Origin of the sequence: Alcaligenes sp. 13f (genome assembly GCF_020496585.1) — a bacterium.
In the GTDB taxonomy this organism is placed as follows: domain Bacteria; phylum Pseudomonadota; class Gammaproteobacteria; order Burkholderiales; family Burkholderiaceae_B; genus Alcaligenes; species Alcaligenes phenolicus.
Genome location: NZ_JAHKKC010000021.1, coordinates 14,457 through 29,387, shown reverse-complemented (window position 1 = coordinate 29,387; position 14,931 = coordinate 14,457). Strand labels below are relative to the sequence as shown.

The 14,931-nt window shown below is 57.6% G+C and carries 13 protein-coding genes; all 13 read right to left on the bottom strand.

The window, feature by feature from the left end; translation table 11 throughout:
* Positions 1-52: 52 nt before the first annotated feature.
* The 13 genes from KOE80_RS16080 to KOE80_RS16020 all read right to left on the bottom strand — a co-directional run bounded on the left by KOE80_RS16080 (position 53) and on the right by KOE80_RS16020 (position 14,572).
* A complete protein-coding gene (locus KOE80_RS16080) occupies positions 53-2,128 on the bottom strand; it encodes a UvrD-helicase domain-containing protein (RefSeq protein WP_009462695.1) in 2,076 nt (691 codons plus the stop codon).
* Between the two features lie 291 nt (positions 2,129-2,419).
* Positions 2,420-4,513, bottom strand: coding sequence for a primosomal protein N' (locus KOE80_RS16075; RefSeq protein WP_226349503.1), 2,094 nt, complete (start codon positions 4,511-4,513; stop codon positions 2,420-2,422).
* A gap of 285 nt (positions 4,514-4,798) precedes the next feature.
* Positions 4,799-5,875, bottom strand: coding sequence for a uroporphyrinogen decarboxylase (hemE, locus tag KOE80_RS16070; RefSeq protein WP_026484067.1), 1,077 nt, complete (start codon positions 5,873-5,875; stop codon positions 4,799-4,801).
* Between the two features lie 31 nt (positions 5,876-5,906).
* Positions 5,907-6,710: a hypothetical protein gene (locus KOE80_RS16065; RefSeq protein ID WP_226349502.1), complete on the bottom strand. Its 804-nt coding sequence runs from the start codon at positions 6,708-6,710 to the stop codon at positions 5,907-5,909.
* Between the two features lie 115 nt (positions 6,711-6,825).
* The gene (locus KOE80_RS16060; RefSeq protein ID WP_009462703.1) at positions 6,826-7,776 is read right to left on the bottom strand and encodes a helix-turn-helix domain-containing protein; all 951 of its coding nucleotides are present in this window, start codon (positions 7,774-7,776) and stop codon (positions 6,826-6,828) included.
* Between the two features lie 116 nt (positions 7,777-7,892).
* A complete protein-coding gene (locus KOE80_RS16055; protein WP_021447058.1) occupies positions 7,893-8,393 on the bottom strand; it encodes a hypothetical protein in 501 nt (166 codons plus the stop codon).
* 138 nt (positions 8,394-8,531) lie between these two features.
* The gene (locus tag KOE80_RS16050) at positions 8,532-9,080 is read right to left on the bottom strand and encodes an aralkylamine dehydrogenase light chain (RefSeq protein WP_021447059.1); all 549 of its coding nucleotides are present in this window, start codon (positions 9,078-9,080) and stop codon (positions 8,532-8,534) included.
* Positions 9,064-9,705, bottom strand: coding sequence for a methylamine dehydrogenase accessory protein MauD (gene mauD, locus KOE80_RS16045; RefSeq protein ID WP_009462707.1), 642 nt, complete (start codon positions 9,703-9,705; stop codon positions 9,064-9,066). Before mauD ends, KOE80_RS16050 begins: the two co-directional genes overlap by 17 nt.
* A 9-nt stretch (positions 9,706-9,714) precedes the next feature.
* Positions 9,715-10,257: a MauE/DoxX family redox-associated membrane protein gene (locus tag KOE80_RS16040; protein ID WP_009462709.1), complete on the bottom strand. Its 543-nt coding sequence runs from the start codon at positions 10,255-10,257 to the stop codon at positions 9,715-9,717.
* 1 nt (position 10,258) lies between these two features.
* Entirely contained in the window at positions 10,259-11,431 is a 1,173-nt protein-coding gene (locus KOE80_RS16035; protein ID WP_009462712.1) for an aralkylamine dehydrogenase heavy chain, read from the bottom strand.
* Between the two features lie 31 nt (positions 11,432-11,462).
* On the bottom strand, positions 11,463-12,335 hold the full coding sequence (locus tag KOE80_RS16030) for a transporter (protein ID WP_051316325.1): 873 nt from the start codon (positions 12,333-12,335) through the stop codon (positions 11,463-11,465).
* A gap of 63 nt (positions 12,336-12,398) precedes the next feature.
* Positions 12,399-13,889, bottom strand: coding sequence for an aldehyde dehydrogenase family protein (locus KOE80_RS16025; protein ID WP_021447061.1), 1,491 nt, complete (start codon positions 13,887-13,889; stop codon positions 12,399-12,401).
* Between the two features lie 125 nt (positions 13,890-14,014).
* Positions 14,015-14,572 (bottom strand): methylated-DNA--[protein]-cysteine S-methyltransferase, encoded by a 558-nt coding sequence (locus KOE80_RS16020; protein ID WP_009462720.1) that lies wholly within the window; start codon positions 14,570-14,572, stop codon positions 14,015-14,017.
* Between the last annotated feature and the right edge of the window lie 359 nt (positions 14,573-14,931).

Genomic DNA, 14,931 nt, shown 5'->3' with positions numbered 1-14,931 from the left:
CCTCACAAAACATAGGCCCAGCACTAAATCGTCCTTGATCAAAAAGCACTGCTCAAGACTTGTTCAACAAGTTCTTCAACATATCCAGTCGCTGCTTGGGACTTAAAGCCGCCTGCGCCGGATCTTCCTGGGCACCAGGGTCTTCGATCTTCATCTCATCAATAAAGCGTGAGCGCTCACGCACCAGATTCTCACGTGCGCGTCTGCGCTTCTTGCACCAGCTCAAGCGCAAGCTGCGCTGCGCACGCGTAATACCCACGTACATCAGACGCCGCTCTTCCTGAATGCGCTGGGCCAGAATATCGGCTTCTTTATCCGGGTCTATATCTTCGTCATCGCGCCCAATGTGCGGCAGCAACCCTTCTTCCACCCCCACCAGGAACACATGCGGATACTCCAGCCCCTTGGAAGCATGAAGCGTGGACAATTTGACCGCATCCGGGTCTTCATCCTCACCGCGTTCCAACATGGTGATCAGGGCAACTCGCTGCACCAAGTCATTCAAACTCAGCTGATCGTCTGCCGCTTTGGACTTCAACCACGTAATCAATTCCAGCACATTTTCCCAACGAGTCTGCGCGGGGCGCTCGTCGAACATATCGTAGAGATAGCGCTCGTAATCAATCGCCCGCAGGAGCTCGTCCAGCAATTCGCTAACGGCCGTCTCGTGTCCTTCCTGATCGCTCTCTACCCGGTCCGCTCTTTGCTGGATACGGCCAATAAACTGCGCAAAGACACTTAAAGGCTCCAACTGCCTTTCCGGTAAGCGATCCGTCAGAGCGATTTGCGAGACGGCGGAATATAAAGACAGCTTTTGTTCCGCCGCAAACTGACCCAGCACCTGCAAGGTAGCCTGCCCAATCCCGCGTCTGGGTGTCGTCGCTGCGCGGATGAAGGCTGGATCATCATCGTCGTTCGCAACGACTCGCAAGTAAGACAGGATGTCGCGAATCTCGGCCTTGTCAAAGAAACTCTGCCCACCCGAGATGGTGTAGGGAATGCGCAAATTACGCAGCGCCTGCTCAAAGATACGGGCCTGATGGTTGCCACGGTACAGCACCGCAAAATCTCGCCACTCGGCCTGACGCTCGAAACGCTCTGCCGAGATACGCATGGCAACTGAATCGGCCTCGTTCTGCTCGTCGTCCGTCACGTGGACCTGGATAGGCTCACCAAAGCCCAGGTCAGACCAGAGCTTTTTACCGAACACGACGGGATTATTGCCAATAACATTATTGGCAGCCTGCAAGATGCGCTGCACCGAACGATAGTTCTGCTCCAGCTTCACGACTTTCAGGTCCGGGTAATCCTTGGGAAGCTGCGCCAGATTCTCCACGGTAGCGCCACGCCAGGCGTAAATAGCCTGATCGTCGTCCCCCACCACGGTAAACATATTGCGCTGACCCGTCAGAGAGCGCACCAGCCGATACTGACAGAGGTTAGTGTCCTGATACTCGTCCACCAGCAGATACTGCACCCGACGCTGCCAGCGCTCGCGTACTTCCTGATTGTCTTCCATCAACTGCGCAGGCAAGCGGATCAGATCATCAAAGTCCACCGACTGATAGGCAATCAAGGTGGCGGCGTAGTCGCGGTAAATACGAGCCGCCTCGATCTGGCTTGGCGAGTTTGCGGCACGCTCCGCATCGTCCGGCCCCATCAAGGCGTTTTTCCATAAGGAGATTTCCTGCTGAACGGACTTCAGGCGGCCTTTATCCGTGGTAGCCAGCAGTTCCTGAATAATTGCCAGCGCATCGTTGGAATCCAGAATGGAAAAGCGCGGCTTCAAGCCCACATGCTGTGCTTCCTCACGCAACATGCGCAAGCCCAGAGAGTGAAAGGTGCTGACGGTCAGCCCTCGCAACAGCTTGGGATCTACCAGGGCGCGAATCCGCTCATTCATTTCACGCGCCGCTTTATTGGTGAAGGTCAGCGCGACCACTTGCCGGCCCGTGTACCCACACTCACGCAGCAGATAAGCGATTTTCTGCGTGATCACCCGTGTCTTGCCACTGCCCGCTCCGGCCAGCACCAGGCAAGGCCCATCCATATACAACACAGCCTGACGCTGCATGGCGTTCAGGTCGGTGGGGACGGTATGGCCTGGTGTAGTGACGGAGGTGGACATGGTGAAATCAGTGAATACTAGGCAAGAAAACGAAGTTCAAAGCCAAACAGCGTGCAAAACTAAAAGTGGAATCCCGGCCAAGCCGAGTATGGTTTGATGACAAGCGAAAGGCCAACACAGAGATACAGCGGAAACGAGGTACAAGAGCATGACAGTGGCAGGGCAACAACATCGCGCCACAGCCTCATCGCTTCCTGCCTCTTGGCTCATAGCTGCATAGCGGTCAAGGATACACCCTGCTGTACCCGAGATGCTCCTACTGTTTCCGTCCGCACATGAGCCTGGAGAATATTAAATTTCGAGAGGATCGACTTCAATCGTAATGCGCACTTTATGCTGCTTGGCCAACTGCGCAACCTGTGGCCCCCAATAGCGCACAAAGGCCTGCAAGGCCGGGCGATGAGCACTTTCCAGCAGCAACTGAGCACGCTCCACTTTGGCGACGCGCAAAACGCGTAAAGGCACAGGATCGTACAGGAAAACCTGATCCGCACCCGGAAATTCGTTCGGATATTCTTCGGGCAAACGCCGTGCCTGCGTCAGCAAGCGAATCGCGTCGGCCAGTTGCGGCGCTTCGGCCGACAAGAGCACTTGATAGGCAAACGGCGGCAAGCCCACCGATTCGCGCTCGTTCAAAGCGCTCTGGGCAAAACCGATGTAATCGTGCTTGATCAGGCTTTGATAAACCGCCTGCTCCGGATAGCCCGTCTGGATGATGACATCCGCCCCTTCGGTATGACGACCTGCGCGGCCTGCTACCTGCATCAGCTGAGCAAACAGGCGCTCGGGTGCACGGAAATCATGGGCGAACAAGGTGGCATCAGCATTGAGCACACCGACGACGCTCAGGCGCGTGAAGTCATGACCTTTGGCCACCATCTGGGTGCCCACCATGATATCTACTTCGCCCGCATGAACCTGCTCGAACAATTGCTGCGCACTGCCCTTCAAGCGAGTGCTGTCCGCGTCGATACGCACCAGGCGGGCATTCGGAAAACGCTCACCCAGAAACTCTTCAATACGCTGGGTACCCCGGCCCATCGGCTGCAAGTCCTGATCGCCACAATCCGGGCAAGCGCGCGGCACGGGGGCCTGATAGCCGCAGTGGTGGCACTGCAGATTGTGCTTGAAGCCGTTTTGCCTATGCAGCACGGTGTACACCGTACAACGCGGGCATTGGGACAACCAGCCGCAAGAGGCACAATGCAACACAGGCGCATAGCCACGCCGGTTGATAAACACCAGCGACTGCTCGCCACGGTCCAGACACGCTTCCAGCGCATCCAGCAGTTGGGGAGAAAAGCCCGACTCCAGGCGCAAATGGCGGGTATCGACCAGACGCACTCGGGGCAAGGAAACCTCTCGCGCACGCTTGGGCAGGCTCAACAGGCTATAGCGCCCTTGTCGAGCATGATTCCAGCTTTCCAGCGAAGGGGTGGCTGAACCCAGCACCACCGGCACTTTCAGATCGTAGCCACGCCACACAGCCAGATCCCGAGCGGAGTAACGCAAGCCATCTTGCTGCTTGTAAGAAGCGTCGTGCTCCTCGTCCACAATAATCAGGCCCAGCTCGGGCATGGGCGTGAAGATGGACAGCCGTGTTCCCAACAAAATGCGCGCCTGACCACTGTTGACGCGCAACCAGGAGCGCAGCCGTTCACCTTCGGACAGACCACTATGCAAGACAGCCAGCACATCGCCGGGCAAGACGCGCGCCAAACGAGCACGCAAGACCTGCTCGAACTGAGGTGTCAGATTGATTTCGGGCACCATGAACAAGACTTGCCGACCGGCGGCCAGCACCTGTTCCAGCACCCGCATATAGACTTCGGTTTTCCCGCTACCCGTTACGCCATGCAGCAATAGGCAGCTACCGGGTTTGGCCGCCACAATGCCATCTACCGCAGCCTGCTGTTCGGCATTGAGCACGGGCAGGACGTCGCTGTCCACCGGCTCCACCTTCTTTTCCTTGCGCTTGGCCATGCGCAATACCGGGCCACCAGCGGAACGCTTGCCCAGATAGGCAGAGGGTTTACGCAAAGGCCCTGGCAAGGACGGCATCATGACCTCGCCCAGCGGACGGTGGTAATAGGTAGACGCAAAGCGCGCCATCCGCAACCAGTCCTGCGGGAAAGGCGGCAAGTCATCCAGCAGCTGATCAATCGCTTTGACCTGCTCGGGCGGGTAGGAAGGTTGCTCCGGCAAGGCCACCACCACGCCTATCATCTGCCGCCGCCCAAAATGCACAATGACCCGCTGTCCGATCAGGACGGGTTCGTGGTGTTGATAATCAAACACCCCATCCAGGGGAACGTCCAAAGCCACATGCAGCCAGAAAGGTCCGGTGCTTGCCGATGCAGAAATAGCGTCAGGAGTGGCGGTCATGGATGGTGGTTCAAAAAAGGGCTGGCCTGGCTGAAAGCCTGATAAGTCAAGAGCTTAGCGACCTGTGGATAACTTTGGGGAAAATGACATGAACAAAAAACACAAAGAAGCAAGCACAGATACAATTTAATTTTCAATATCTCTGAAATAAGGATAAAACGCAGAGAAATCAACTAATTAAAACTGGGTATTGAAATTAAACCTTAAATATAAAGACCTCAAACCCAGCTCTGTCTGTGTGCATAACTTTGCGCACAAGCTGCGACAGCCCGTGCGCAAAGACTATCAAACGCTGTGGTGTCGACGGCTGTAGGAATGCACTTCGTCGACCAGAATGCCCACGGCTTCCGGATCGGTGAAACGCGAAATACCGTGGCCGAAGTTGAACACGTGACCGCCCTGCCCCACAGGGCCAAAGTCATCAATAACACGACGGGCTTCACGACGGATGGCTTCTTCGCCACCGAACATGGTCATGGGGTCCAGATTGCCTTGCAAGGCCAGTTTGTCACCAATACGAGCGCGCGCACGGGAAAGGTTCACCGTCCAGTCCACACCCATGGCATCAGCGCCACAGCCAGCAATATCTTCCAGCCACATGCCGCCGCCCTTGGTAAAGACGATGACAGGGACGCGCTTGCCGTCATGCTCGCGAATCAGGCCATCCACCACTTTACGGGTGTAGGCCAGGGAGAATTCCTGGAACAGGGAGTCGGACAATACACCACCCCAGCTATCGAACAGCATCACAGCCTGTGCGCCGGCACGGATCTGATTGTTCAGGTAGTCGCAGGTGGTTTGGGCATTGATTTCCAGCATGCGGTGCATCAGGTCCGGACGCTGATACATCATGCTTTTCACCAGACGGTAGTCGTCCGAGCCCTGGCCTTCCACCATGTAGCAGGCAATGGTCCAGGGGCTGCCGGCAAAGCCGATCAGCGGTACTTTGCCGTCCAGTTCCTTGCGGATCAGCGAGACAGCATCAAACACGTATTGCAGCTTGGACATATCAGGCGCTTCCAGCGCCATGACGTCGGCTTCGTTGCGTACAGGACGGGCAAAACGCGGGCCTTCACCAGCGACGAAATCCAGACCCAGGCCCATGGCGTGTGGCACGGTCAGGATGTCCGAGAACAGAATGGCGGCATCCAGATCGAAACGACGCAGGGGCTGCAAGGTTACTTCGCACGCAAATTCGGGATTCTGAGCCAACTGCATGAAGGAGCCAGCCTGGGCACGGGTGGCGTTGTATTCAGGCAAATAACGCCCGGCCTGACGCATCAGCCAGATGGGGGTGTACGGCACAGGTTCGCGCAACAGCGAGCGCAGGAAAACATCGTTTTTTAATTGAGGTAAAGACACGGCAATCCCTATTGAAAAATGCCTGTTAATTTTAACCATCGTGTTCGTCGTCTGGGTTTGACGCGGATCGAAAGCGTGCTGCATCGATATGGTGTTTGCGCATCAGTGCCCAGAAAGCACGCCGGTGCTTTTGCGCGGAGCGGGCCGCCATGGCGATATTGCCGCTATGGCGATCAAGGGCGGCGTGGATATAAGCCTGCTCAAAGCGGGCCACTATCCGTCCCTTGGCAACTTTGAAAGATTCCTGGCTGCTGGCGTAGCGCGAGGCTACCGCAGCGGCATAGGCTTCCAGCGTTGTCCCCTCCTGTTGCAAGATCGTTTGCGACAGGCGCTGCTCCGTTGGGCCGGGGTGCAGGACCAGATCCTGGTTTTCCTGCACCCTATAGTGTATCCGACCCGACAGCCCCGGTTCATTCAAAGCGTGGGAAGTGGTCTGTAAACGCTGACGATTGATGCGGGCGCGCAAATCGTCCAGGCATAAAGGCTCGCGCACGTAGTCTGCCAGACCCAGTTCCAGCAGGTCTGTCAGGGCCGCGGCCTTGATAGCACCCAGCAGCAAACCAAAGACCGGCACTGGCAAATGACCTTGAGCCGCCGACAAGGCTCGGCGCACGTGAATCAGGGTGGCCGCTTCGATGGGAATCAGACAGGCATCAAAACGCAGCAGCAAGGCCGATGCGCTGCGCAAAAACAAATACTCCTGATCGGGATGGGGCGGTGGTGGCGCCTGCAGAACATGCAGCTGCAAACGCTCGCAAGGCGGGATGATGGCCAGTAAATTCTGAGCCCACGATGGCTGGGTGTGCAGCAACGCACAATCGAGGTGTAGACGCATAAGACTGTCCTTGAGAAGCCGGGCGAACCACACCGGCCGCCCCATAATCATGAGCCTCTAGGATAGAAATCCGACCCGTCTGCGATAAGTCGGAGTTGCGTCTACGTAGCTGTACTTAATCGCCGCAAATACGGCTGCGACGCCATTCGCTGGGCGATACGCCATAGCGTCGCCGGAAGGCGTGGCTGAACACGGCCGCGTCGGAAAAGCCCATTTGCCAGGCCAACTCACTGATCTGCCGACCGGGTTTGCCGTCCACCAACAATTGACAGGCGCGCTCCAGACGGGCGGCCATGATGTAGTCGGCAGGCGCTTGCCCGCACAGCTCGAACAGCTTGTAGAGATAACGGCGTGAAATGCGAAATTGCAGCGCCAGGGACTGGGCATTCAAACCGGTATCACCCAGATGATCCTGCACGTATTGCTGAATTTGCAGCAGCTGCCCGCGCCGCACTTCGTCCAGGGCGGACTCGGTCGTCACCGGGCGACCATCGGCCAGGCTCAGAGCCATCATGCGAATCACGGTCTGGGACAGTTCGCTCAAGGCCGAGGGCGACAAGTGCCCGCGCTCCTGCAAACCCAAACGCAGCATATCCATGGCAATTCGGGCCGGACCTGTCGTGGCGGAGAACGAGCGGGCCACCGCATCGCTTAGCCAGGGCAACCAAGGCAGCAAACGCTCTTCCTCGAACTGCAAGACCAGAAAATGGGATTGATCCTGTACGGCCACTTCGTAAGGGCGGGTGGTGTCATAAATGCCCCACTCCCCGGCGTGCAAGATGCCACTGCGATTATCCTGCTGAATCTGACTGCTGCCACTGATCTGCAAGGTGACCTTGTACAGCGCCTGCTCGGATCGGCTGGCCAAGGCCTGGGTACGACGCACGCGCTGCGCGCTGGTACACAGTTCCATGACATCGACCGAACCCATGCGATCGGTGGCCGCCCGGTTGGAGAAACCACGGCGAGAATCCGGCTGAACTTCCAAGGGCACAAAGTACGCGCACACCACTTCCTGCCAAGCAGCCAGGCTCTTGAAAGAAGCAGAGGGAGTGCGCAATAACATAGACATTGCCTGAGTGCCCTTTCGGCCAACGCAATTGATCGGGGTAAGGGGCAGAATATGCCCCCTTTCTTATAGCCCTAAAAAATTCAAGCGTCTACGGTCGTTAACCCGCTGTATCAGCGATCCATGGAGCCGTACAGGTAGGGCGCAGGCTCCAGACCCATACTGTTCATCTTGACGGTTAGCTCCGTACGCGCCTTGAGTACATCATCAAAACGATGCCGGCGCGATGCCCCTACCTCGGCCGAGGTAAAGGGTCGGTAATCGGGTGTCATTTCTTCCGGGCTGAACTTGGCCACAATCCAGTTCAGCACACGAGCCAGATCGGCATTATCCAGTTGCGACTGCGAGGCACCGGGCACTCGGATCATATAGTCCCGTCCAGCTGGCAGGCGTGTAAACAAGCCAATGGACTGGTTGAAATTGGGGATGCCCCGATGCGTCAGGCCCTGGCCATCGTAGCGATGGCAACCTGCGCATTGCAGCATATAGTCTTTGAAAGCCTGCGAACTTTGCAGGTAATCGCCCGTTCCGGCCATCTCTTCTTGGGCATGGGCCCAAGGCGTAAACGCCAGGAGTACGGCGCCCAAACAGGCCAGGCGCAAAGATGTCCACACAGTGATGCCTCCTTAAGTGACCGAACGCCATCCTGGCCGCCCGGCACCTTGTTCAAACCCTAGGGCTGCCTATGCAGGAAAGAACTGGCGTCCCAAGGACCGTTCTTCCCGCATGACTGGCAGCCCGACGGGCCTTTTTTAGTTTTTAGCCAAGCCAACCAGTACCGATGTCGTGCAATGGAAGGTGCTGTTCTCGTTCGCCATGCACCAGTTCACGTCATTGTGCAGGAAGAACTCGTAACCAGGACGCTCGCGGGTCTGCGTGTTGCACTGGCAGCGGCCGCAAGCGGTCTTGCCGCAGCAGTCGTGGTAGCTGATCAGGTAGTCCTTGCCATCATGCGGGTTGTGGCAAGTGCCAATCCACGAGATGGGCGAAGGCGTCGAGCCCGGAGGGCAGGTGGTGGTCGTGCCACCGCAGCAAGAGCACAGGAACCCGTCCACCGCACAATGACGCCAGTAGTCGCAGGAGTTCACTTCGTCTTCATTCGCCAGATCGGGATTCAGACTGATGTGATCGGCACCACTGCTGCTGCCACCACCACCGGCAGCACGAGCCACCGGCAATACGGGCAACACAAAGGCCGAACCGACCATTAATTTGCCCACCGAGCGCAGCACGCTGCGACGCGAAGTCTTGTGGGCCACCGAACGGGAGAGGCTCTCCCCAAATTTATCCAGCCAACGCATTGACGTTCTCCTTTCGTGATACCTGCACTTGCTTCATGCCCGAGTCACCGGCCAAGTATTCTTGCGCCGAGGCCACGCCCAGGTCTTTGGCGGTAAACAGGCTTTCCAGCTGTTCACGCGAATTGACCAGACCCTTGCCGCGCACCACACCGTTCTCGTCGATCAGGACGGCGTAAGGCAGTTTGCTGATCTGAAAGCCCATGCCCAGCTGTGTGGACAAGACGTAAGGGAAGGCGTCCAGTTGTGCTTTCTGGTAGAAAGCCAGATGCTCGGGCATCTCGCCATCACTGGCCAGCACAATATCTACCCACTGACCTTCCGAGCCCTGAATGGACTTCAGAATGGGCAAGAGCTTCTTGCACACCGGGCAGGTAGGCGACATGAAGAAAATCAACTGGCTACGCGGGCCAGCCACGCCCACGGTAACGGCACGACCGCGCAGGTCCTGCAATTCCATGACGGGAGCGGCATCACCCACCTGCGGGCCTTTATCCATAGTCAGGGCGCCCATGGGGGCTACCCGTTCGTACAACACGCCAATCTGGCGCGACAGGGCAAGTACAACCAGCACCAGGGCCAGTACGATTACCCATAAAATGACGTTGGAAATCATTAAAGCGGTCATTTAGGTCTCCTAAGAATTCTGCATTTTCTGGAATTTCAGATGGGATTCGATCAGCTGATTGGCCGCATAGTACAGGCCCAGCAAGGCCAAGGTGGCACCAAAGAAGGTCAAACCGTCCACCCAGACCAGTTCACGGGCGCTGCTGATGGCCCAGTCACCGCTGGCCACGGCCAGCGCAGCCAGCAAGGCATTGCGAGCCACCAGCCACCAGGACAGACCACCGGAGGATTCCCCCAGCCCGGAGCAGCCGCAATCCACATCGCGGCGGCCACGCAGCAGGTTCATCACAATGCCACTGGTGGCGACCAGCAGGACGCACAGGGCCAGAACCGCCCCCAGCGAACGGCTGGCTGGCCACAGCAGCAAAGGCGCACTCAAGGCCTCGGCAGCGACAAACAGCACACTGAACGGTCGTAACAACACTTCCGGCAACAATCGATAACCGCCAACGGCTGCCTCGAACAGGCTGAAGTGACGCAGTTTATCCAGCGCCCCCAGTCCCATCAGCACGGCCAAGCAAGCCAGGCTGGCATAGGTCAGGACCGGGTCCATATCAGACACCCCCAACTGGGTGGAACTGAACTTGCAAGGAGGCTTCTGCGGCACCTTCAATCGTGCGCAACAACTTGGGTTCAGGCTGGCTGATGTCGTAGACGTTCACATTGCCACCATCCAGGGTCAGCATCAGATTGCGTTGCTGATCAATGGTCATGGACAAGGCATCACGCCCTGGAATGCGGGCGACACGCTGCTTGGTCTTGGTGTCCATGACCCAGATCTCGGCCGCGGGGAACTTGTGAGTGCCCTCTTTGCCATCGGGATGCATGAACACATACATGCGACCGCTGGCGCGATGCAGACCCACCAGGTTGTAGCCACCGGGCACCCAGTTCTTGGCCTTGTCCTCGTCGTTCAGCAGGGACCAGGGGCCATCTACCTTGACCTCGTCACCGCTGAAATCCGCACTGTAGACATTGCCGTAGTAGGACACGAAGTGAGCCTTGTCCTTGTCCAGAGCGGGAGCGATAAAGATCGGATCGTCCTTCACGGAGAACATCTGCTTGCTGCGCGACTGGCTGGCGACCTTACCGTCTTCGCCCAGATTGATAGTCAACAGGCCACCATCGCCACAAATAGTCATGAAGCTGCGTGGGCGGTTGGGCTGGGGGATTACGCTCCAGCAACCGGCGGCAGCTGTGACGTCTTCCACATAATCACCCTTGGCCACGTCCACGATCCCGATCGAGGTCGCTGGCGAGGCGTTTTGCAGCACGATGAACTTGCCGTCCGTCGTCTGACGGAACAGACCGTCATAGTTCAGACCTTGCACACGCTTGGGTGGCAGGGAAATTTCCTTCTCGAAGGTCAGCTTGTCGGCATCCCACACTTCCACCACATCCGAGCGCTTTCCACGCGTAATGCGCTCGTGATAGGTGGTCATGGTGTAGATTTTCTTGCCGTCGTTGGACACCTGCACATGGCCGTTGAAGGCGGTGGGTACCATGCCCAGGAACTTGCCGTTGGTGTAGTCATAAACATGCACACGGCTTTCGGTCAGGTGCATGAACACCGAGTCCATGACATAGATACGGTTTTCCTGCGGGGCAGACACACTGTGACCACCTGTCAGGACTTCGCGCGGCTTGTCCTGGGCCTGCGCGCCACCGGCCAGTACCATCAGCCCCAACATGGCGGCGGCGGTCGTTAATTTAAATTTAGACTTCATTGGATGTCTCTCCTCATGGGCGTCCACGCTGTCAGAACGCATAGGCATAACGGAATTGCAGGCCGCGCATGCGCGGGCCATTCTCGACTTTCAAATCATGGATGTACTGCAATTGCACCTGGTGAGCGTCGGTCAACTGGTGGGTGATCTCGGCGGCCAACTGGTGGTTACGTGCACGCGTCGCCGTGGTCTGGCCATTGACCCGCTCACGGCCACCTGTCTCGTAGCGGTAGCGCATACCCACATACGTCTTTTCAGTCAGGTTGGTTGAAACCAGGGCCATCAGGCGGATTGCCGTGTCTTTTTTCAGGGTCTGGCCGTAGTAGTTCTTGTTGTTGCCAAAGAACTCGAATTCCGCCACACCTTCAATAAAGGAAGACTCCCCAAAGCCTTTCACAATCGCAAAGTCCTGGATCGTGCTCCAGCGGTTCTTGCCGGAAGACACATCGGCCTGCGAGCCGTGGTAACGACCTGTAGGAGCCGTAATGAAAGGCTCCCACGCGAACCAGAAACGGTTCTCCGGATCGTTGTGCAGCCACACGGCCGCACCGGCAGTCACATCACCAATCCCGGTCATGCGATCCCGGTCTTGCCCTGGAACATCCAGCGTGTTGCGAAAACCGGGCACGATCAGCTCGTACTGCACCGTCTTGCCGGCCAGTTCGCGAAAGTGCATCTGACGATAAATCATGCCTTGCACATTCAACTTGGGGCTGTCGCCAATTCGTGAACCCTGATCATAAAAACCGTGCGACTTCAGCCCCATCATGTAGACGGCCAGGATATTGGTCCCTACCGGAGCAGGAATCCAGTCCCGCGCACTGGGGTCGCCCGCAAGGGCGGCACCGGCACTGACGCCGCTCAAGGCCAAGGCCAGAGCGGTCCGCTGCAAAATTGCATACATTATTGTTGTCTCCTCAAAGAGGCGCGAACGGTATCGTTATTGTGTTCGCGCCTTTATCCCTAGCTAGGCTGCCGGGTAAGCCATGCAGACCGATTTGGTCTCCAGGTAAGCCTCTACCGCAGCGCGCCCGTGCTCCCGACCCAGGCCGGACTGCTTGTAGCCACCAAAGGGCATGCTGGGGTCCAGCATGTTGTGGGTGTTGACCCACACAGTTCCGGCCTTGATACCAGCGGTCAAACGCTGGACGCGGGCCAGATCCTGACTCCAGACGCTGGCACCCAGGCCAAAGTCTGTATCGTTGGCCAACTGCAATGCCTGCGCCTCGGTGTCAAACGGGGTCGCGACCACCACGGGACCAAAGATTTCTTCACGCATGATGCGAGCATCAGGAGCCACATCGGCAAACACGGTGGGGCGTACAAAGTAGCCCTGCTCGGGGCGAGCACCCTCACCTGCCAACATGCGACCGCCTTGCTGGCGACCCACATCGATATAGTTCTGCACGCGCTGCTGATGACGGGCGGAAATCAGCGGAGCAATCTGGGTGGACTGCTCAAAGCCCGAGCCCAGAGTCATGGAAGAAGCCAGATCGGCTACGCCCTGCACCACGCGCTCGTAAATGCCTTTTTGCACGAACAGACGCGAGCCGGCAGTACATACCTGGCCCTGGTTAAAGAAGATGGCGTTGGCCGCACCTTGAATGGCCATGTCCACATCGCAATCGTCCATGATGACTACGGGGGATTTGCCGCCCAGCTCCAGAGACATGCGCTTCATGTCATTGACGGCCTGATGACCGATCAACTTGCCCACTTCCGTGGAGCCGGTAAAGGAGATCTTGTTCACGCCAGGGTGAGCCGTCAAAGCCGCACCGGTGCTTTCGCCACGACCCGTGATCACGTTGATCACACCGGCGGGGAAACCGGCTTCCAGAGCCAGTTCGGCCAGACGAATGGCGGTCAGTGGAGTTTCTTCAGCAGGCTTCAGAACCACGGTACAACCGGCGGCCATGGCAGGCGCAATCTTCCACACCGCCATCAGCAGCGGGAAGTTCCAGGGCACGATGGCGCCCACCACACCAACCGGTTCCTGGCGGGTGTAAGCGTGGTATTTCACGCCGGGAGGAAAGCCGATGGAAGGCGAGAGCAATTCGCCATTCATCTTGGTGGCCCAGCCAGCCATGTAGCGCAGCCATTGTGCGCTGGCCGCCACTTCCAGGCCGTAGGAGAAGAACAGCAGCTTGCCGTTGTTCAGAGTTTCCAGACGAGCCAGCTCGTCCGCGTGAGATTCAATCAAATCAGCCAAACGCAACAAGAGGCGCTCGCGCTGAGCGGGCAACATCTGAGCCCATTCGCCCTGCTCCAGAGCCTGGCGCGCAGCACGCACGGCCAGATCCACGCCTTGAGCACCGGCCTCGGGCTGGTGCGCAATCACTTGTCCCGTTGCGGGATCGTAGACGGGAATCGTGGGCCCTTGAGATTCAGTGACGGGTTTGCCGTCAATAATCATGTGTTCGCGAATCGCCTTGCGCTCGGCTTGTACGTCCTGCCCCATAGTCTGTCTCCACACGGAATAGTTGATTCTTAACGAATCCAGTATAGGGACGAGGACAAGCCCGGACTTGTGATTCTGTGCACGGAGGCTTGTTGATTTGGGTACGGAGTGAGCCCTGTCCTGCTTTAGAACAAATCCAGCTGGGCGGGCATGCTGGCCTGGATGTCGCCCGTGCCAGTCAAATGCACGCGGCGTTCAAAGTCCAGCAGGCTGGCTTTGCGATGCAAGCCGGAGCTAAAGCCGGTCAACATGCCATTGGCGCCTTGCACGCGGTGACACGGCACGATAATGCTGATGGGATTGAGGCCGCAGGCCTGGCCCACAGCCCGGACCGCCTTGGGACGGCCCAGATGTTCGGCCATCTGGCCATAGGTCCAGGTCTGACCATAGGGAATAGTCAGCAAGGCCTGCCAGACCTGTTGCTGAAACTCTGTCCCTTGCAGGCTGAAAGGCAGATCAAACTGCTGCAGCTTGCCGGCAAAATACGCGTCCAGTTGAGTCTGCACGGGCTCGGCCAAAGCAGGCTCCGGGATCAGCCCGGCCAGTTGCTCGGGTGTCAGACCATGTACGGTCTCTTCCTCGAAGTCCAGACGCAGCAAGGCTCCTTGAGCGTCCACCAGCAGACGCATTGCCCCTAAAGGCGTATCAAAGCAGGCAGTACGCAGCCCGACATAGGCAAACATGGCAATCCCGATCCAAGGGCAGAATGTCTGATCATACTGCGCGGCTCCAGCCACTTCAAAAACTCTGGCAACACCCATGCAGGCTAGAGGCCAACTCCTGATCAAAGGCTTTTCAACCCAAAGCCGCCTGGCCGCAGCACCTCTCGTCCTTGTACCAACTCCTTATGCGCCTATAAAAGCGCCTGAGTGAGCAAGAAAACCTAAAAGAACAAGAGACTGAGACAACAACAATCACCGTGACAAGCGCATTGGCTCTGGCGTCAAAGACGCATGACAAGCTCCCGATTACGCACAACATTTTGTTGAGCTGGATATCCTGAGCAAGGTTCATGCTCCCATGAAGTGCCTGGCTCTCAATA